Below are 19156 nucleotides of genomic sequence, written 5' to 3' on the forward strand. Positions count from 1 at the left end.
CCTCAGAACGACCGCGGCATGCCAAGGATGTGCTCCCCGACATACGACAGGATGAGGTTTGTCGAGATCGGCGCGACCTGGTACAGGCGGGTTTCGCGGAACTTGCGCTCCACATCGTATTCCGCGGCGAAGCCAAACCCACCGTGATACTGCAGGCAGGCGTTGGCGGCCTCCCAGGAGGCATCCGCCGCCAGCAGCTTGGCCATGTTGGCCTGCGCGCCGCAGGGCTGGTGCTCGTCGAACAGCTTGGCAGCCTGGAAGCGCATCAGGCTCGCCGCTTCCACGTTGACGAACGCCCGCGCGATAGGGAACTGCACGCCCTGGTTCTGGCCGATGGGCCGGCCGAACACCACGCGCTCGTTGACGTACTTGGTCACCTTGTCGATGAACCAGTAGCCGTCGCCGATGCATTCCGCGGCAATCAGCGTGCGCTCGGCGTTCAGGCCATCCAGGATGTACTTGAAGCCCTTGCCCTCCTCGCCGATCAGGTTCTCGGCCGGGATCTCCAGGTTGTCGAAAAAGAGCTCGTTGGTCTCGTGATTGACCATGTTGATGATCGGCTGGACCGTCAGGCCCTTGCCGATGGCCTCGCGCAGGTCCACCAGGAAGATGGACATGCCTTCCGACTTCTTCTTGCACTCCGCCAGCGGCGTGGTCCGCGCCAGCAGGATCATGAGATCCGAGTGCTGCACGCGCGAGATCCAGACCTTCTGGCCGTTGACGACATACTTGTCGCCCTTGCGCACCGCGGTGGTCTTGATCTTGGTGGTATCCGTCCCGGTGCTCGGCTCGGTGACCGCCATGGATTGCAGGCGCAGCTCGCCGCTCGCGATCTTCGGCAGGTACTCCCTCTTTTGCTCGGGGGAGCCGTGGCGCAGCAGCGTGCCCATGTTGTACATCTGGCCATGGCAGGCGCCCGAGTTGCCGCCGGCACGGTTGATCTCTTCCATGATGACCGAGGCCTGCGTCAGGCTCAGCCCCGATCCGCCGTACTCCTCGGGGATCAGGGCGGCCAGCCAGCCGGCGGCGGTCAGCGCATTGACGAATTCCTCGGGATAGCCCCGGACCTCGTCGATCTTGCGGAAATACTCCGACGAGAACTGCCCGCACAGGTCGCGGATGGCTTCGCGGATTTCTTGATGTTCATCGACTATGTTCAGCACGGGATGTCTCCGTAAGCGCTTTGCTTTGTCTGGTTCGGTTTGATTCGGTTTGATTCCGAATTGATTCCGATTGGATGAGCCTGGCTTAGCCAAGCTCGGCGGTAGCGGTCATGGCGAGGGCGCCGTCCGCCTGGCGAATCCACAGCGCGACCGTCTTGCCGTCCTCGCTCACTTTCCCGCAGGCCTGGAAGCGCTGGGGAACATGGGTCGGCCGCACGCCCTTGAAGGAGAAGCTGCTGACGGTGGCATCCGGCAGATTCCTGCGTACCAGGTCGAGCAGCAGCACGGCCAGCAATGGGCCGTGGACGATCAGGTCCGGATAGTGCTCGACGGTGGTCACGTACTCGTGGTCGTAGTGGATCCGGTGGCCATTGAACGTCAGCGCGGAGAAACGGAACAGCAGCACCGGGTCGGGTGCGATATCGCGGGACCAGTCTTCGTCCGTGCGCGCGGCAACCGGCTCCGGCGCCGCGGCGCCCGTGGCGGCTTGCTCGCGGTAGACGATGTCGTGCTCTTCCGTCACGGCCAGGCCCTGCGGCCCCGAATATCTGTGCTCCACGGTCACGAAGGCCAGCGAGCCGGTCCGGCCCGTCTTGGCACTCACGTCGAGGATGGTGGAGGTCTTCGACACCGCGTCGCCAACGCGCAGCGGCTGGTGAAAGCGCAGGCGCCCGCCGGCCCACATGCGGCGCGGCAGTGGCACGGGCGGCAGGAAGCCACCGCGATTGGCGTGGCCGTCGACGCCCAGCTCGGACTGCCGGTGCAGCGGCAGGAAATACAGCCAGTGCCAGAGCGGCGGCAAGGCATCGCCACGCACGGGGGCCGGGTCTTCACGGTCCAGGGTCGCGCAAAGCGCCTTGACCGGGAACGCGGTGATTTCGTCCTGGGACTCGGTTGACTTACCGATCCACTCCTTCAGTTTGGCAGTGTCCATCAATCTCTCTGTGGTTATGCTCGGGGTCAATCGTTGATGTTGATCAGGCCGGCGCCCGGCCCGCGCGCTCAAGCAGGCTCACGGCGCGCGCAATGACGGGCGCGTCGATCATTTCGCCGTCCAGCTGGAATGCGCCCGGGCCTGACCTTGCCTGCTCGACCACTCTCGCGGCCCAGGCCAGTTGCGCTTCGGTTGGCCGGTAGGCGCCGTTGACTTCGGCCACCTGCGCGGGATGAATGCAGAGCTTTGCCCCGAAGCCCAGGCGCCGCCCGCGTTCGGTGGCGTTGCGGATTTCGTCGACATCGGCAATGGCAAGCGTCACCCCGTCCACCGGCGCCGCGATGCGCGCGACCCGGGACGCAAGGACGAGCATGGAGCGGAAAAACAGCAGTTCCTGGTCGTCGCCTTCGATGCCCATCTCAGTGCGGAAATCCACGGTCCCGAATACCAGGCGGTCAACGCCCGGCGCGCCGGCCACCTCGTTGACATTGGCCATGCCCCTGGCGGTCTCGATGAGCGGGAGCACCTTCACGCCGGGGCGAAGGTGTTTTGCCACCAGCGCGACATCCGCCGCGCTTTCCGCCTTGGGCAGGACGACGCCCGTCACGCCTGCCTCGCCGCAAAAGCACAGGTCATGCTCAAACCATTGCGTCTGCGCGGCATTGATGCGCACCATGCCGGCGCCACCGCCAGCCAGGTACGCCTCCAGCAGCCCCCTTGCCCGGTCCTTGTCCTCGTCGGACACCGCGTCCTCGAGGTCGAGAATGACCGCGTCCGCGCCTGACGCGTTGGCTTTGGCGAAGCGTTCGGGACGATTGGCGGGCACGAAGAGATAGGAACGAGCGATAGCGGCGGTTGCCATGAGGTCTTTATCCGGATAGCGGGCAATAGCGGGCAATAGGTTCAGATCGCGCCTTCGGCGCTGAGGCGGGCTACATCGTCCGCGGTGTAGCCAAGCTCGCGCAGGATGCGCTCGCTGTGCTGGCCAAGCGCGGGAATCGCGTCCATGCGTGGCTCGAACGACTGCGGGGTGCCGGGCGGCAGTAGCGCCGGAATGACGCCGACGGGCGACTGCACCGAGGTCCAGCGCTCGCGCGCCTTGAGCTGCGGATGGTCCCAGACGTCGCGCATGTCGTTCATGCGGGCATTGGCGATCTGCGCGCGCTCGAGCCGCTCGATCACCGCCTCGATCGTCAGGGCGGAGAACACCGTCGTGATGATCTCCGTCAGTTCCGCGCGGCTCTGTGTGCGCAGGGAGTTCGTGACAAAGCGCGCGTCGGCCGTCAGCTCCGGCCGCTCCAGCACGACGCGGCAAAAGGCCTCCCACTCGCGCTCGTTCTGCAGGCCCAGGATGATGGTCTTGCCGTCGCCGGCGGTAAAAGGGCCGTACGGGAAGATGGTGGCGTGCGAGGCGCCGGCACGCGGCGGCGGCGTTGCGCCATCGAAGGCGTAATAGAGCGGGTAGCTCATCCACTCGACCATGCTCTCCAGCATCGACACGTCGATATGCGCGCCCTTTCCGGTCTTGCCGCGCTGCAGCAGCGCGGCCAGGATGTTGGTATAGGCGTACATGCCGGCGGCGATGTCGGCAATGGAGCAGCCTGCCTTGGCGGGGCTATCGGGGGTGCCGGTGATGGAGACGAAGCCGGACTCCGCCTGGATCAGCAGGTCATAGGCCTTCTTGTCCCGGTAGGGACCGTCGTTGCCGTAGCCTGAGATATCGCAAACGACCATGCCGGGGTAGCGCTGCGACAACGCCGCATAGGAAAGGCCGAGCCGGTCCGCCGCGCCCGGCGCCAGGTTCTGGACCAGCACGTCGGCCTTGTCGAGGATCTTGTCCAGGATGGTGGATGCCTCGCTGTGCTTGAGGTCCAGCGCCAGGCTTTCCTTGGAACGGTTGGTCCAGGCGAAATGCGAGGACAGGCCATCCACCCGTTCATCGTAGCCACGCGCGAAATCGCCCACTTTGGGCCGCTCGACCTTGATGACCCGGGCACCAAGGTCCGCCAGCTGCCGGGTACAGAACGGCGCGGCAATGGCGTGTTCGAGGGAAACAACGGTGATGCCATCCAGGGGGCGCATAGCAGCCTTATCCGGTCAGGGTCCCGCCTGCCCTGCGCAGCGCAGCGGCAAACGGGAGAAATGGGTCCACGGCGCCCCGTCCCAGCCGGAAGTCGCCACGCTTGGGCGGCACGCCTGGTGCAGCGTCCGCCGGAGCTAGTCTCTCAAAGTGAGGGGTATCGGTATATCTTGTTTTATCGAAGCATCCATTCGCTTTAGTGGAAACCATGCCTTGCCAGCGCGGCCGCCGCATGAATTGCGGCGCCAGCGACCCCTTGGTACAGTGGCGGCGAAGGAGTATCCATGCACTTTGACTTTGCCGACCTCAGGCTCTTTGCCCGCATCGCCGAGGAAGAAAACCTCTCTCGCGGTGCGAGAAAAGCATTTTTGTCCCCAGCCGCTGCCAGCGCGCGCCTCAAATCCCTGGAGGACCAGTTGGGCACCCGGCTGTTCTACCGGGAGAGCAAAGGACTGGCGCTGACGCCCGCCGGAGAACGGCTGCTGCGCCACGCGCGGGTCATCGAGCGGCAGTTCGAACATGTGCGCAGCGATTTCGAGGAGTTTTCGAAGGATACCGTCGGTCACATCCGCATCTTCGCGAACACCACCGCGGTCACGGAGTTCATGCCGGAAGTGCTTTCCCGCTTCATGGCGGAGCGCCCTGCCGTGACCGTTGACCTGCAGGAGCGCCTGACGCGGGACATCATCCGGGGCGTGCTCGACGGCAGCGCGGACCTTGGCATCATCTCCGGGCCCCTGAACCCGGAAGGGCTTGAAGTGGTGCACTTCAGCACCGACAAGCTCGTGCTTGCCACACCCATCGGCCATCCGCTCACGCAAAAGAGCAAGGTCTCGCTCGCCGACACCCTCGAGTACGAGCACGTGAGCCTGCACGAAGGCAGCACCCTGCATGCCTTCCTCACCGACCTGGTCCGCGAGCAACGGCGCAAGCTGCAGATCCGCATCCAGATTCGCAGCTTTGAAGCGATGTGCCGCATGATCGAAGCGGGCGTGGGCATCGGCGTGGTGCCGCTCTCCGCGGCGCTGCGGCACCGCCAGACCATGAAGCTCGCCATCGTCGAGCTGGACGACCCGTGGGTGATCCGCGAGCGCGCGGTCATCGTGCGCGAACTGCAGGGGCTGCCCGGCTGCGCGCGCGCCCTCATCGACGAGCTGATCAACGTGGCGCAAGCTGCCGGCGGGAGCCCGGCAAAGGTCATCGGCTGACGACGCGAACGTCCCACCAAGGCACCGCTACCGCATGGTGAACGGATTGCCGGAGCCCGCGCCGGTATTGATCCAGACGCTCTTGGTCTGCAGATAAGCCCGGATCGCGTCGATGCCGTTCTCCCGCCCCAGGCCGGAGTCCTTGTAGCCACCGAATGGCGACATGACACTGACCGCCCGGTACGTATTCACCCAAACGGTGCCGGCCTGTATCTGCTCGGACATGCGGAACGCCCTGCCGATATCGCTGGTCCACACGCCCGCCCCGAGACCGTAGCAGCTATCGTTGGCGATCGCTATCGCTTCGCGTTCGTCCTTGAACTTCAGGATGGACAACACCGGGCCAAAGACTTCCTCCCGCGCGATGCGCATCTGCGGGGTAACGCCGGAGAAGATGGTCGGCTCGACGAACCACCCGTCCCCGCACGACGCGGGCTGGCCGCCCAGCACCAGGTTGGCGCCCTCGTCCTTGGCAATCTGGATGTAGGAAAGCACCTTGTCATACTGCGCCGGCGTGGTAATGGGGCCGACCTGAGTCGAGGCGTTCATCGGGTTGCCAAGCTTTGCCGTCCTGGCCAGCGCCACCAGCTTGTCCACGAATGCATCATGGATGTCTTCCTGCAGCAGCAGGCGGGAACCGGCAATGCAGGTTTGTCCGCTGGCCGCGAAGATGCCCGAGACGGCGCCGTTGACGGCATCCTCCATGTTGGCATCGTTGAACACGATGTTGGGCGACTTGCCGCCAAGCTCCAGGCTGACATGCTTGAACTGCGCCGCGCACTGCTGGTTGATCACGCGGCCGGTGGCATCGGACCCCGTGAACGTGACCTTCCTGACCAGCGGATGCGTGACAAGCGGCGAGCCGACCTCCGCGCCGAAACCCGTCACGACGTTGAAGACGCCCGGCGCAAAGCCTGCCTCCTGGAACAGCAGCGCCAGCTCCAGCGCGGAAACGGAAGTGAATTCCGACGGCTTGACCACCACCGTGCACCCGGCGGCCAGCGCCGGCGCGATCTTCCACGCCAGCAGCATCAGCGGGGAATTCCAGGGCGTGATGGCGGCCACCACGCCCAAGGGCTCGCTGCGCGTGTAGTTGAAGTAGCCCTTCTTGTCGAGCGGGATGACCGTGCCCTCGATCTTGTCGGCCAGGCCGCCAAAATAGTAAAACCACTGCGGCAGGTACCTCACCTGCCCGCTCATCTCGGCGAGCAGCTTGCCGTTGTCCTGCACTTCGAACTCGGCCAGGCGCTCGGCGTCCCTGGCGATCAGGTCGCCGAGCCTGCGCAGCAACGCGCCACGCTGGGTGGCCGTCAGCTCCGCCCACGGGCCCACGCGGAATGCGCGATCGGCTGCGCTGGCCGCGCGGTCGACGTCGGCCGCCGTGCCGCGGGCAACCTCTGCCCAGGCTTTGCCGGTGAAGGGATTCTGGGTTTCGAACCAGCGACCGTCGCTTGCATTCACGAAGGTCCCGTCGATGAACATTTGATACTGCTTCATGGGGCAATGCTGTCCGGTTAGGTTGGAAGTGCAGGATGGCAAGCTGCCGCGGGACGGCTAGGACGGCTAGAACGGCTCGAAGCCTAGATGCTGGCGGAACCGGTTCTTGACGAATACGCCGTCGCGCGGCGGCAAGGCGCGCTGGTGCTCCTCGGCGCCGACGCTCACCCGGGCCACGGTCATCCCGCCGGCGTTGCGGATCGCGTGCGCCAGCGTCTCGATTTCGTCGATGTCGAAGATCTCGAGCGTCGTAGCCACGCCGCAACCCTTGGCCACCTGCGCGAGGTTGGTGCCCAGGCTGGTGTGGCTTTGCTGCATGCCGGTCTCGCCAAAGTGGCCGTTATCCAGGATCACCACCGCGAGGTTCTTCGGGTTCTGCGCAGCGGCGGTCGCCAGGCTGCCGATGCCCATTAGTTGCTCGCCGTCGCCCGTGATGGCGATGACCTGCTTGTGCGGCTGTGCCACGGCCAGCCCGAGCGCCACCGAGGTGGATCCGCCCATTGCGCCCCACAGGTAGAAATTGCTCGGCCGGTCGCCGGCGGCAAAGACGTCGTACGAGGGCGAGCCGAGACCGGTCACGACGAGCGCATCGGGAAACTGCCTGAGCAGCGCGGCAACGAAATCGCGGCGGTTGATCGCCGGCTTGGAGGTCGAGGTAGTCATAGGTTCAGCGCACCCACTTTTTGCGGCCGATGAGGCTTTGAGAGAGAAGAATCGCGACGCGTTGCCCGGCGTCGAATGCGGAAGACAGCCCCGCATCGACCAGTTCCGCAGCGTCCTGCGGCGAGTCCACGCGGTACACCGTGATGCCCATCAGCTTGAGCGCCCCCTCGGTGGCCAGGCCCATCGGCCCCTGCCAGGGATTGAACTCGGCGTACTCGCCGCGCATGGTCACGATGGTGAAGAACGGGAAACGGCAGCTTTCCAGCAGCGAGAACATGTTCACGCAGTTGCCCACGCCGCTGCTCTGCATGAGCAGCACCGCGCGCTCGCCGCCCAGCCACGCGCCGCTGACCACGCCGACGCCCTCTTCCTCGGTGGTAAGGACGATGTCGCGGATCTCCGGGTCGGCCTTGGCCCGCTGGATGACATGCGCGTGGCCGGCGTCCGGCACGTAGGCAACTTGGCGGACCCCGACTTGCTTGATGACTCGGAAGATGTCTTCTTGCCAGGCAAGGGGCTCAGGATTTGGATTTGTCATGGGAAGTGATCCAGGTAGGGGAACAACGCTGTTATCATAAAATTGAATGGAATCCTTTATGAAATACAATAATTTGATTCCTCCATCAGTAATTTGGATAGCCGGGCATCACCGGCCAACCATCAGGATCACGCACCCCACGCCCATGGACATCAAGCAACTTCGCGCCCTCCTGGCCATCGCCGAGACCGGCAGCGCCACCAAGGCCGCCGAGCTTCTTCGCATCGTGCAGCCGGCCGTCTCCCGGCATGTACGGCTGCTTGAAGAGGAGTTCGGCGTAGAGCTGTTCGAGCGCGAACGGCATGGCATGGTCCTCACCGACGCTGGCCGGACCCTGGTTGAGTACGGCCGCCGCGCACTGCGCGAGCTTGACCGGGCCAAGGCGGAGATCCAGCCGGTGGCCGGGACGATCTCCGGCACGGCGGCGCTCGGCCTGCTCCCCAGCACGTGCGAGCTGCTGGCCGCGGCGCTGGTCGCCACCGTGAAGGACAAGCACCCGCAACTGGTCATGCGGCTCAACGTGGGCTACGCGGGCAACCTCATGCAATGGCTTGAGTCGGGCGAGGTCGAGATCGCGCTGCTGTACGACATCAAGGCTTCCCCCGGCCTGCAGGTCGAGGCGCTGCTCGACGAACAGCTCTGCCTGATCGGCCTGCCCGGCACCGTGCCCGCGGGCGCCGCGCATACCATCGAGAGCCTGCGGGACCTGCCGCTGGTGCTACCCAATGCGCCGCACGGCCTGCGCACGGTGGTCGAGCATGCGTGTGCGGTAGCCGGGGTCTCGCTCACGGTCGCCGTCGAGACCAACTCCCTGAGCGTGCAGAAATCCCTGGTTGCCAAGGGCTTTGGCTATACGGTCCTGCCCAGCTCGGCGGTCTCCGAAGAACTGGAAAGAGGCACGTTGGCCGCAGCGCCGATCACCTCTCCCAACCTTTCCCGGCGCATCGTGCTGGCGCATCCGGCCACACGCCGGATGTCGCCTGCCGCCAGCTTCGCCTCGGCGGAACTGGTCACGCTGATCAAGCGCCTGGTGCTGGATGGCGCCTGGCCAGGCGCCACCTGGATTGGCGCGTAGCGCGGCCGGGCGCCGCCGAGGGCTGCACTCAATCCGCCTGGATGTTGCCCGCCTTGATGACCTCCGCCCAGCGGCGCGTCTCCGCCTGCACGAACCTGGCGGCCTGGTCCGGGCTGGAATCCACCACGGGTTCCACGCCGATCTTCTCCATCCGCTCCTGTACTTCAGGGTCCTTGACGGCCTGTTGCAGGGCCGCGCTCAGCTTTTCGATCACTGGCGCGGGCGTGCCGCGGGGCACCATCACCATGTTCCAGATCGAGGTTTCATAGCTGGGAAAGCCCGCCTCCTTCATCGTCGGGACATTCGGCAGCACGCTCGAACGCGTGCCGGTCGTGACCGCGAGCGCCTTCAGGCGCCCGGCCTTGATCATGGGCGCGGAAGTGGAAACGGCATCGGTGATGAACTGCAGGTCGCCGGACATCACGGACTGGATCGCCTGGCTCGCACCCCGGTAAGGCGCGTGGACGATGTCCAGGTGTTCCTGGTACTTCAGCAGTTCCACGGCCATATGCAGCGCGCTGCCCTTGCCCGCGGAGCCGTAGCTGTACTTGCCGGGGTGCTTCCTGATGTCGTCGACCAGTTCCTTTGCGATGTTGGCTTTCACCGATGGGTTCACCGAGAGCACCATCGGCACGGCGGCCACGATCGACACGGGCACGACCGCGCCGCTGTCGTAGGGAAGGGTCTTGTATAGCGACGCGTTGATGGCGTGCGAGCTGGTGCCGAACAGCAGCGTGTAGCCATCGGCCTTGCTCTTGGCGACGGCGTCGGTGGCAATGCTGCCGCCCGCGCCTGCCCGGTTCTCGACCACGATCGACTGGCCCAGCAGCATGCCGACCTTGTTGGCGACGATACGCGCCACCAGGTCCGTGCTGCCGCCGGCGGCAAAGCCGACCACCATGCGGATGGGATGGTCGGGGTACACCGGCTGGGCGTGCGCGCCAAAGGCGACGAGCGCACCGATCCCGACTTGCACAATCAAGCGTTTCATGTCTCTTCCAGATTGTTATAGTGCGGGCCCGGCGGCCATCGCCAGACCCGTGGAGACGATGGTAGCCAGCGGGCAAGACAATGGTGAAATAGAAAATTACGCTGCTGCCATCAGCGAACTAGATGCCTGCAGCGCTGGCCCGGGCGCGCGCTGCTACCGCCCTGCCGCAGGCGAACGCAAAAACGCCGCGCTGCGTCTGCAGGCGGCGTTCTTGCGATGACGGCGGGCCCTGGCCGGCCCGCGCTGGCACCCGTCATGCCATCTCGTTAGTCCGCTTCCACCTTCATCGTTCTCAGTAGCGGTTGCCATTTGTCGCTTTCCGCCTTGAGCCAGGTGTGCAGCCCTTCCGGCGTCTGCTTGTCGACCGGCACGACCTCGGCGCCGAGATCATCGAGCCGCTTCGCTACCAACGGGTCCTGCAGGCCCTTCTGCAGGGCTTTGGTCAAGCGCGCGGTGACGGCTGGCGGCGTGCCCTTGGGCGCGTAGACCCCATGCCAGACCTTCATCTCGAAGCCCTTGAGACCGCCCTCCTGCAGCGTCGGCGCATTGGGTAGCGCCTTGATGCGCTTGGGCGTGGTCACGCCATAGAACCTGAGCCGGTTGGCATTGATATGCGGCAGCGTCGACGTGGTCTGGTCGCACAACAGGTCGACCTGCCCGCCAAGCAGCGCCGTGAGCGCCGGCCCGGTGCCCTGGTAGGGAATCGCAGTCATCTTCACATGCACCGCCTCCTCGAACAGCAGCCCGCACAGCTGGGATACCGCCCCCAGCCCGGCATTGGCCAGGGAGACCTTGTCCTTGTTCTGGGTGACGTACTTCACCAGGTCTTGCGCGGTGGCCGGGGGCAGGTCCTTGCGCCCGAGCAGCGTCATCGGGACATCCGCGACTTGCCCGATGTACTCGAAGTCTCTCAGCGGGCTGTACGACAGCTTCTTGTACAGCGCGGGCGCCGTCGCCATCCCGTTGTGGTGGATCAGGATGGTGTAGCCATCCGGCTGGGCCCGCGCGACATAGGCCGCCGCGACGGTGCCGCCGGCGCCGAGGCGGTTCTCCACGATCACGCTCTGGCCGAGATCCTTGGACATCGCCTGCGCCAGTGCTCGCGCCACGACATCCGTCGGGCCGCCCGCCGAAAAGGGAACCACCAGCGTGACCGGCTTGGACGGGAACCCATCCGCGGCCATCGCGCCCGAGGCAAGCGCTGCCGCAAGCGGCCCGAAAACCATCCACCTCAACCCAGTGCCTACGTGCTTTATCGCGGTCATGCCAATCATCGTTGTCTCCGAAACTCGTGCCGGCAAGCTGAGTCGCTTGCCTGTTCTAGGGTGCTGGCCGAAGGTTGCCGGATAAGCCCGCGCAAGAGAATCCGGATTATCTGAACGGGCCATACGACGTGGCCGAACGCGGGCCCGCCGCCGTGTAGCATTCGTCGCATTGATTGACGCCATGGCGCCGCTGGACTGTAATGCGGCTTCTCGCGTGAGCGCCTTGCCAGGCCACGCGATCACGAACATCCGATTCACCAGGGTCGCCTCCATGCCAGCTTCCGTGCCAGCTTCCGTGCCAGCTTCCGTGCCAGCTACCAACCGCCTGAACCAGCCGCAATCGATCGAGGACCTCCTGCTCTATCGCCTGAGCTGCCTGCTGGCAGATGCCGGCGGCATCGTGATCCGCTATTGCGAGGGCCAGTTCGGCATCACGCGCAGGGAATGGCGCCTGCTGGCCCTGCTGGGCGCACAGGGTGCGCCGCACGAGATGAGCTCGTCCGAGCTGGCGCAACTGGCCCACCTGGACCGTCCCCGCGCCTCCCGCACGATCACCGCCCTGGTCGACAAGAAGCTGGTCAGCCGGGTGGCGCGGCCGGACGATGCGCGGCAGGTCACGCTGGCGCTGACCGCTGCGGGAGAGTCGCTGTACGGCGAGATCTTCCCGCTGACGAAACAGGTCAACCTGGAACTGCTGGATGCGCTGGAGGGCAAGGAAGTGGCGCAGCTAGGTGACATGCTGGGGCGGCTTGAGCAGCGCTCGCGGCAGATGGCCGCGCGTGGCGGCCTGCCGCTCGCGGACCGGCGGCGCGGAGGCAGCGGGCGCAGCCGCCAGGCGCCGGCGCAGGGCGATGCGCAGGTGGCTGGAAATGGCAAGTAGCCCGCCTGCTTAGCGCCGGCAGCCTCATGCTCAAGGCCTGCTACCTGCGCAAGGCCTGAGCACGCGCGCCACGGTCAGCGCCGCGCCTCCCGCGCCGCGAATCGGGTCTCCAGCAGCGCGGCGAATTCCTCGGTGATCGCGGAACTGGCCGACTGGCTGGACAGCGCCATGCACACTTCCACCGGGCAAGCCGGCAGCAGCGGCAGCACGCGCAGGCCGTGCGCGAACACGTCAGCCACGTACGGATTCACGATGCCGATGCCGGCGCCCTGCGCGGCCATGCTGCAGATGGTCCCCGAATAAGTGGTCTCGATGGTGGCCGACGGCTCTACCTGCCACTGCCGCATGCCCCGCAGGAATGCCACATGTAGTTCGTCATCGGCATTCAGCGTGAGCAGGAACTGGTTGTGCAGGTCGCGTACGTGAATCGTGGCGCGCCCGGCCAGCGCGTGGCCGGGATGCATGACGCAAACCGCGTTGGTGCGATGCATGACGCGCACGTCGAAGTGGGGATCGTCGAGATGGCTGGTGGACAGCACCAGGTCATACTGGCCATTGAGCAGGCCCTCGCGCAGGTGGTGCCCGCCTACCGTCTGCAGATTGACGTGCACGTCCGCATGGCGGCGCGCGAACTCGCCGACCACTTGCGGCATCACCCCCAGCCCGAGTGACGGCGTGCAGCCGATCCGCAGCACGCCGGTGCCGGACTTGCGCAGCACCGCCACGTCCTGCTCGATCCTTGCCAGCCCCATGAAGTGGTGCTGCACGGTATCGAACAAGCAGCGCGCTTCCTGCGTTGGGCGTAGCCGCCCCTTCTGTGTATCGAACAGCTTGAGCCCCGCCGCGGCCTGCATCTGGGCCAGCAGCCGGCTCACCGAAGGCTGGGTCGTGTGGAGCATCGCTGCAGCCGCGGTGGTGGTGCCGGTCAGCATCACCGCCCGGAAGGCTTCGATTTCTCGGAAATTCAGGGGTCTCGCCATGGGAAAACGTCCGGATCGATTAGACCCGCAAGATATACCACGACTGCATAGTCTCCCCGCGATAAAGCATTATTCAGAATAATGTCGCTCCCCTACACTCGCCGCACGATCAAGACGAACGCGCCGCCGATAGCCGGGCCAGCGGCCAAAAAAAGGGAGAACACTCCGATGAAGCGGAAGCTGCTGTTGAATCGCCGACAAGCTCAACGCTGATATCCGGCAGATCGTCGCCACGCCCGAATTCCGCCAGGGCCTGCAGGAGCAAGGCATGACCCCCGTGGCCAACACCCGCGACGCCGCGCAGCGCTTTATCGCGACGGAAAAAGCGCGCTGGGACCAGGTCATCGCCAAGGGCAAGATCAGCGCGGAATAACGCGGAACAACGCGGAATAACGCGAAGTAGCGCGGAACAAAGCGGCGCGATACCAAGGCGGCAAACCCGCCTTGCGCCAGCATATCCAGTCTCAACGGAAACCCAGCTTCATGCATTCCTCACGCATCATTGCCAGCCCGCTGCCCTACCGGCGGCTGGGCGCGGACGGCCTCCACCACTTCTTTGGCTACTACAACAAGAGCACCTGGGACCGCAGCCAGCGCTACGTGCTGGCGCAGCGCGTGCCGATGGCCGACGCCGAACTGGTGCCGGACCTGGTAGCCGAAATCGGCTTCTTCGACCTGCAGGATGGCGACCGCTTTCACCGCGTAGGCCAGACCACCGCCTGGAACTGGCAGATGGGCGCACAGCTGCAGTGGCTCGACGGCGCGCCCGGCAGGCAGCTCATCTACAACCGCAGGACGGACGACGCATCGGCCTTCTTCCCGCATCTGGGCCCGACGGTGCATAACGTGGACACGGGGGAAGACAGGACCCTGCCCATGCCCGTGTATGTGGTCGCGCCGAACAGCGAGTACGGCCTGTGCGTGAACTACCGCCGCCTGTACATCACGCACCAGACCATCGGCTACAGCGACGCGACGCCGCAACCCGCGCTGCCCAACGCGCCGGCCGACGACGGCATCCACTACATGGACCTGCGCACCGGCCAGACGCGCCTGGTCCTGAGCTACCAGGACCTGCGCAACTTCCACCCGAAGGCCTCGATGGACAAGGAGGCCATATCGAGATCAACCCGCGCTCGTCGCGCGTGCTGCTGCTGCACCGTTGGACCGAGCGAGTGAAGGACGAGACATGCTTCCTGCACCGGCTCATCACGGCCAATCCCGATGGCTCCGACCTGCGCCTGTTGGAGTGCTCCGACCATCCGCTGCCGCAACTGGCGGCGGATTTCGATCCCGGCGCGGTCGGCACGTTTGACTATGAGAAGTCCGAGTACCAGATCTCGCATCCGCTGTGGCAGGACGATGAGCACATCATCGTGTGGGGGCCGCATGCCGGCAGCATCCACTACCACCTCTATCACGACAGCGAGGACGGCGAGGTGCAGGTCATCGGCGACGGCGTGCTGACGGAAAACGGCCACATGACATTCTCGCCGGTGGCGCGCAACTGGCTGCTGAGCGACACCTATCCCGATGCCGCCACCAACGAGCGGATCCTCTTTCTCTACGACACGGCGTCCGGCTTGCGCCATGACCTGGGCAGCTTCTACACGGACCCCGGCCTGAAGAAGGAGAACCGCTGCGACCTGCATCCGCGCTGGAGCCGCGACGGCCGCCACGCCTGCATCGACTCGATCCACGATGGCGAACGGCAGATGTACGTGATGGACGTCAGCGCGCTCACAGCCAGCGCCTGAAACAAGGCCGCCCTGGCCTTCAGCGCGTCGCCACAATAAAGAACCTCGGGAACGGCAGCAGCACGCTGCCGTCCGCCATCGGCGGATAGGCGCGCGCCACTGCCGCCGTATAGCGCTCCAGGTACGCCGCGCGCTCGGCTTCGTCCAGCGGGTCGAGGAAGGGGCGCAGGCCGGTGCCCTTGAACCACTCGACAATGGCGGCGGGGCCGCCGGCCAGCGCGTGGTGGTAGGTGGTGTGCCAGACATCGACCGTACTGCAATGCGCGCGTAGCAGTTCGTAATACCAGCCAGCGCCCTGCAACCCGGTACGCGCCTGCGAGGCCGCGGCCAGCTTGCCGGCCCACGGGCCATCGGCGGCGACCTCGCGCATCAGGCGGTGCGCGGGCGTGTCCAGCGTGTCGGGCACCTGGATGGCAAGGCTGCCGCCGGGCGCCAGCTTGGCGGCCAGCGCGGGCAGCAGGCGGCCGTGGTCGGGCAGCCATTGCAGCACGGCATTGGCGAGGATCACATCGTAGGGGCCCGGGTCATACCAGGTTTCGATGCTGCTCACCTCGAACTTCAATGCCGGCAGCCGCTTGCGCGCGGCTTCGACCATGTCGGCCGAGCTGTCCAGCCCGGTCACGCTCGCGCCGGGAAAGCAGGCGGCCAGCACCTCGGTCGAGTTGCCCGGGCCGCAGCCGATGTCCACCGCAATGCGCGGCTCGCGCCCCGGCACCGCGGCCAGCAGGTCGCGTACCGGGCGGGTACGCTCGTTCTCGAATTTCACGTATTGCTTGGCTGACCAAGTCATTGCTGCTCCTTTGCGGGTTCGGTCCTAGTGCTTCGGAAGATCTGGCTTGTTCGGATTCTTCGGCATCGCGGGCTGCCTGGCCTGTTGCAGCGCGGCCCTGCCCTTGAGGGTCAACGCGACGATGGCCTGCGCGCGCGGCACGCCAGGCCGGGACGTCATCCCCACCAGGCCGGCCGTCGTCGCGTCCTCCCACGCGGACAGCCGTGGGCAGGACGTGCGCCATGCCGCCATGGTGTCGGCGAAGGTGCGCGGCGTGGCGTCCAGCCACGCCAGGAATTCCAGCAAATTGCCGGAGTACGAGGGGGCGGGAAGGTTGGCGTCCCTGCCTTGATCCTGATCCGTTCCCGTTCCCGTTCCCTTTCCCTGGTCCATGGCCGTGCTCCGTTGATGCCCGAAACATGCCGTCAGGATAGAGCCGAACTGCTATGATTTCCAATGCATATTGAACACGATTTCAATACCCTTAGAGTATGGCAATGATAGAGCTACGCCGGCTGCGCGCCTTCGTCGTGCTGGCCGAAGAAGGCCACGTCACCCGCGCCGCCGAGCGCCTCGGCATGCAGCAGCCGCCGCTCACGCGCCTGCTGCGCGGGCTGGAAGAGGAACTGGGCGTTTTGCTGATGCGCCGCCTGCCGCGCGGCGTGCGCCCGACAGAGGCCGGCCTGGCGTTGCTGGAAGAGGCCCGCGCCGTGCTGGCCCGTGCCGAAGGCGTGGCCGACGTGGTGCGCCGCGCCGCGGCCGGGGAGCAAGGGCGGCTGGCGGTGGGCTTTACCAGCTCCGCCGCCCTGCACCCCTTTGTGCCCGCCGTGCTGCGCCGGTTTCGCGAGAGCGTGCCGGGCGTTGCGGTGACGCTGGAGGAAGCCGGCACCAGCGAGCTGGTGGACGCGATCCTGCACGAGCGGCTGGACGCCGCTTTCGTACGCTCGCCGGTGGGCAGCACCGCCGGGCTGGTGCTCGATGCCGTGCTGGAGGAGCCGATGCTGGCGGCGCTGCCGGCAGGGCATCCGCTGGCGGCGCAGGCTGGCGCACTGCCGCTGGCCGCGCTGGCGCGCGAGCCCTTCATCCTCTACCGCCGCCCCGCCGGGCCCGGCCTGTATGACGCGATCCTGACGGCCTGCCGCGCCGCGGGCTTCAGCCCGCTGGTGGCGCAGGAAGCGCCGCGCCTGCCGGCCACGCTCAGCCTGGTGGCGGCGGGCCTTGGCGTGTCCGTGGTGCCCGCCTCCATGCACCGCCTGGGTGGCGAGGACATCGTCTATCGCCCGCTGGGCGAGAGCCCGCCGCTGACCGCGCCCCTGCACCTGGCGCTGCGCCACGGCATGCTGCCGGCGGCCGTGGTCCGCTTTCGCGCAATGGTGCGCGAGATGGTGGCTGCTGCGACCGAAGCACCCAATGCAACCAATGCACCCAATGCACGCGGGACGTGATGCGAGAACAATCGCGCCATGATGTCATTCAACCGCAAGACAGCCGCGCACGCGGTGAGCCAGATGGATGAAGTGACGCAGCAGAACGAGCCGCTGGTCGAAGAAGCGGCCGCGGCAGCGCAATCGCTGGAAGAACAAGCCGCCAAGCTGAAGGACACGGTGGCCGTGTTCAGGCTGGGCAACCAGGGCGTGGCAAGCGCGGCGAGTACGGCGAGTGCGGCGAGTGCGGCGGCGCCCCGTGCCGTGCGGGCCGTGAGCAGGCCCGCGGCATCGTCGCCACGCCGCGCCGCACCGGTGGCACCGCGTGCCGCTGCGGCTGCGGCGCCGGCCTCGGCATCCGACGGGTCGTCCTTCTAGTCGGAACGGCGCGCGGCCGCATAGAGCCGTGCCAGCTGCGCGGCGGCCGCTTCCAGCAGTGCCCCGCCCTGCGCGATCGACCAGGCCAGCGACGCAGGGCCGGCCTGCACCGAGAAGCAGCCGTCGAACGCCTCGCGCAGCAGCGCGCCATCGGCAATCTCCCCCGATAGCAAGGTCACCGGCACGCCGTGCCGGCGGCCCAGCGCCGCGATCAGCGCCGGGCCCTTGCCAAGCAAGGTCTGGCGATCCGAGCGGCCTTCGCCGGTCAGGATCCAGTCGTACCCGGCCACCGTCGCCAACCCGGCGGCGTCGAGGATAAAGCTGCCGCCCGGCAGCAATTGCGCGCCAAGCAACCGCAGGGCAAAGCCCAGCCCGCCCGCGGCGCCCGCGCCCTGCGCTTGCGCTGCATGGCGACCGAGCGCCAGCTCGCAGCGCGCCGCGAACTCCCCCAGCACCTCGTCCGCTTGCGCGAGATCCGTCACGCCCTTTTGCGCGCCAAAGATCATGCTGGCGCCAAGCCGCCCGCACAAAGGGCTGGTGACATCGGTGAGCGCCACCAGGTGCGGCGCTTGCCACTGGCCCGCATCAGCGCGTGGGCGCAGGCTGCGGATCGAAGCAAGATTGTCGAGCACCGGGTCGATGCGCCCGCCCGCCGCATCGAGGAAATCGAGCGCCAGCTCCGCCAGCAGGCCGGCGCCGGCATCGTTGGTGGACGAGCCGCCCAGGCCAACCACGATGGTGGCGAAGCCCTGCGCGGCAATCCCGCGTATGGCCTGCCCTACCCCGCGCGTGGTACGCGCGCCGGGCGCGGCCACCGCGTCGGGCAGGCCGGCCACCGCCGCCACATCGAAGATCGCGAAGGCGCCAAGCGCCGCGCTCTCGCATGCGGCAAACGGCATGCGCACAAGCTGGCCGTTGGCATCCGTCACGTCCACCGCATGCCAGCGCCCGCCGCATGCCGCGGCCACCACGGCAGCCGTGCCTTCGCCGCCATCGGCAATGGGTACCTGCGTCACCCGGGCATCCGGCAGCGCATTGCGGATGCCCTCGGCCATATGCCGGGCCGCCGCCGGCGCATCCAGGCTGCCTTTGAACGAGTCGGGCGCCAGCAGCACGCGCAGCCCGCGCGCAGGCACGGTCTTCAACGCCATCTCGCTGGTCACGGCGCGGCCAGCTCGGAGATCTCGATCAGGTTCAGGTCCGGATCGCGCACGTAGACGGAGCGGATCTTCTGCGTGGCGCCGGTCCGCGCGACCGGCCCGGCAACGATGGGCCAGTCGGATGCGCGCAGCCGCTCGATCACGGCATCGAGCGGGATCGATGCGATAAAGCACAGGTCCAGCGCGCCGGGCACCGGCAGGTGCGCCTTGGGCTCGAACTCCCTGCCCCGCACGTGCAGGTTGATCTTCTGGTTGCCGAAGCGAAACGCCACGCGGTTCTCGCCGAAGGCTTCCAGCTGCATGCCGAGCACGCGCGTATAGAAATCGATGGTGGCGCCGGCATCCGTGCTGGTCAGCACCAGGTGGTCGAGGTGGTCAATCATGTCGCGCTTGC

19 protein-coding genes and 2 pseudogenes are annotated in these 19156 nt (G+C 66.6%); 7 read left to right on the top strand and 14 right to left on the bottom strand.

The genetic code is table 11. The annotated features are described in order from the left end of the window. Window positions 1-2: 2 nt before the first annotated feature. The 4 genes from ACYP5B_RS42700 to ACYP5B_RS42715 form a co-directional block, all read right to left on the bottom strand. Window positions 3-1163 (bottom strand): acyl-CoA dehydrogenase family protein, encoded by a 1161-nt coding sequence (locus ACYP5B_RS42700; protein WP_400091156.1) that lies wholly within the window; start codon window positions 1161-1163, stop codon window positions 3-5. Between the two features lie 85 nt (window positions 1164-1248). Next, the gene (locus tag ACYP5B_RS42705; protein ID WP_459573628.1) at window positions 1249-2097 is read right to left on the bottom strand and encodes an HTD2 family dehydratase; all 849 of its coding nucleotides are present in this window, start codon (window positions 2095-2097) and stop codon (window positions 1249-1251) included. Between the two features lie 43 nt (window positions 2098-2140). Continuing rightward, on the bottom strand, window positions 2141-2959 hold the full coding sequence (locus tag ACYP5B_RS42710) for an HpcH/HpaI aldolase/citrate lyase family protein (RefSeq protein WP_459573629.1): 819 nt from the start codon (window positions 2957-2959) through the stop codon (window positions 2141-2143). A 41-nt stretch (window positions 2960-3000) separates the two neighbouring features. Next, window positions 3001-4179, bottom strand: coding sequence for a CaiB/BaiF CoA transferase family protein (locus tag ACYP5B_RS42715; RefSeq protein ID WP_318235598.1), 1179 nt, complete (start codon window positions 4177-4179; stop codon window positions 3001-3003). Window positions 4180-4461: 282 nt separating this feature from the next. On the opposite strand from ACYP5B_RS42715, the gene ACYP5B_RS42720 reads away from it, so the two are divergent. Beyond that, complete coding sequence (locus tag ACYP5B_RS42720; protein ID WP_400091151.1) at window positions 4462-5385, top strand: LysR family transcriptional regulator; 924 nt, start codon at window positions 4462-4464, stop codon at window positions 5383-5385. Window positions 5386-5412: 27 nt separating this feature from the next. On the opposite strand, the gene ACYP5B_RS42725 is transcribed toward ACYP5B_RS42720, so the two are convergent. The 3 genes from ACYP5B_RS42725 to ACYP5B_RS42735 form a co-directional block, all read right to left on the bottom strand. After that, window positions 5413-6882 carry an aldehyde dehydrogenase gene (locus tag ACYP5B_RS42725; RefSeq protein WP_400091148.1) on the bottom strand — a complete coding sequence of 490 codons (1470 nt, stop codon included), beginning with the start codon at window positions 6880-6882 and terminating at the stop codon, window positions 5413-5415. Between the two features lie 66 nt (window positions 6883-6948). Continuing rightward, on the bottom strand, window positions 6949-7545 hold the full coding sequence (locus ACYP5B_RS42730; RefSeq protein WP_400091147.1) for a thiamine pyrophosphate-dependent enzyme: 597 nt from the start codon (window positions 7543-7545) through the stop codon (window positions 6949-6951). Window positions 7546-7549: 4 nt separating this feature from the next. Then, a complete protein-coding gene (locus tag ACYP5B_RS42735) occupies window positions 7550-8083 on the bottom strand; it encodes a phosphonopyruvate decarboxylase (RefSeq protein WP_459573630.1) in 534 nt (177 codons plus the stop codon). 145 nt (window positions 8084-8228) lie between these two features. Between ACYP5B_RS42735 and ACYP5B_RS42740 the strand changes: the two genes are divergently transcribed. Next, entirely contained in the window at window positions 8229-9158 is a 930-nt protein-coding gene (locus ACYP5B_RS42740; protein WP_459573631.1) for a LysR family transcriptional regulator, read from the top strand. 28 nt (window positions 9159-9186) lie between these two features. Here ACYP5B_RS42740 and ACYP5B_RS42745 read toward each other — a convergent pair whose 3' ends face one another. Next, a complete protein-coding gene (locus tag ACYP5B_RS42745; protein ID WP_459573632.1) occupies window positions 9187-10149 on the bottom strand; it encodes a Bug family tripartite tricarboxylate transporter substrate binding protein in 963 nt (320 codons plus the stop codon). 266 nt (window positions 10150-10415) lie between these two features. Continuing rightward, the gene (locus tag ACYP5B_RS42750; RefSeq protein ID WP_459573686.1) at window positions 10416-11375 is read right to left on the bottom strand and encodes a tripartite tricarboxylate transporter substrate-binding protein; all 960 of its coding nucleotides are present in this window, start codon (window positions 11373-11375) and stop codon (window positions 10416-10418) included. A 346-nt stretch (window positions 11376-11721) separates the two neighbouring features. On the opposite strand from ACYP5B_RS42750, the gene ACYP5B_RS42755 reads away from it, so the two are divergent. Further along, window positions 11722-12294, top strand: coding sequence for a MarR family winged helix-turn-helix transcriptional regulator (locus ACYP5B_RS42755; protein ID WP_459573633.1), 573 nt, complete (start codon window positions 11722-11724; stop codon window positions 12292-12294). Between the two features lie 74 nt (window positions 12295-12368). On the opposite strand, the gene ACYP5B_RS42760 is transcribed toward ACYP5B_RS42755, so the two are convergent. Beyond that, on the bottom strand, window positions 12369-13274 hold the full coding sequence (locus ACYP5B_RS42760; protein WP_459573634.1) for a LysR substrate-binding domain-containing protein: 906 nt from the start codon (window positions 13272-13274) through the stop codon (window positions 12369-12371). 190 nt (window positions 13275-13464) lie between these two features. Here ACYP5B_RS42760 and ACYP5B_RS42765 point away from each other — a divergent pair. Then, window positions 13465-13647 (top strand): annotated as a pseudogene (locus ACYP5B_RS42765) (tripartite tricarboxylate transporter substrate binding protein); the annotation flags it as partial. 110 nt (window positions 13648-13757) lie between these two features. Continuing rightward, window positions 13758-15031, top strand: a pseudogene (locus ACYP5B_RS42770) (hypothetical protein). A gap of 19 nt (window positions 15032-15050) precedes the next feature. Here ACYP5B_RS42770 and tam read toward each other — a convergent pair. Next, entirely contained in the window at window positions 15051-15821 is a 771-nt protein-coding gene (gene tam, locus ACYP5B_RS42775) for a trans-aconitate 2-methyltransferase (RefSeq protein ID WP_318232351.1), read from the bottom strand. A 24-nt stretch (window positions 15822-15845) separates the two neighbouring features. Continuing rightward, on the bottom strand, window positions 15846-16193 hold the full coding sequence (locus ACYP5B_RS42780) for a hypothetical protein (RefSeq protein ID WP_459573635.1): 348 nt from the start codon (window positions 16191-16193) through the stop codon (window positions 15846-15848). Between the two features lie 98 nt (window positions 16194-16291). On the opposite strand from ACYP5B_RS42780, the gene ACYP5B_RS42785 reads away from it, so the two are divergent. Continuing rightward, on the top strand, window positions 16292-17245 hold the full coding sequence (locus tag ACYP5B_RS42785; protein WP_459573636.1) for a LysR family transcriptional regulator: 954 nt from the start codon (window positions 16292-16294) through the stop codon (window positions 17243-17245). 18 nt (window positions 17246-17263) lie between these two features. After that, window positions 17264-17602 carry a hypothetical protein gene (locus tag ACYP5B_RS42790; protein ID WP_459573637.1) on the top strand — a complete coding sequence of 113 codons (339 nt, stop codon included), beginning with the start codon at window positions 17264-17266 and terminating at the stop codon, window positions 17600-17602. Here the strand turns inward: ACYP5B_RS42790 and ACYP5B_RS42795 are convergent. Both ACYP5B_RS42795 and ACYP5B_RS42800 read right to left on the bottom strand, forming a co-directional pair. Beyond that, window positions 17599-18765 carry a glycerate kinase gene (locus ACYP5B_RS42795; RefSeq protein ID WP_400091129.1) on the bottom strand — a complete coding sequence of 389 codons (1167 nt, stop codon included), beginning with the start codon at window positions 18763-18765 and terminating at the stop codon, window positions 17599-17601. The genes ACYP5B_RS42790 and ACYP5B_RS42795 overlap by 4 nt on opposite strands. Next, window positions 18762-19145, bottom strand: a complete 384-nt coding sequence (locus tag ACYP5B_RS42800; protein ID WP_267606431.1) for a VOC family protein — start codon at window positions 19143-19145, stop codon at window positions 18762-18764. The genes ACYP5B_RS42795 and ACYP5B_RS42800 overlap by 4 nt, the downstream gene beginning before the upstream one ends. Window positions 19146-19156 lie beyond the last annotated feature (11 nt).

It is taken from the genome of Cupriavidus sp. 8B (genome assembly GCF_054589115.1).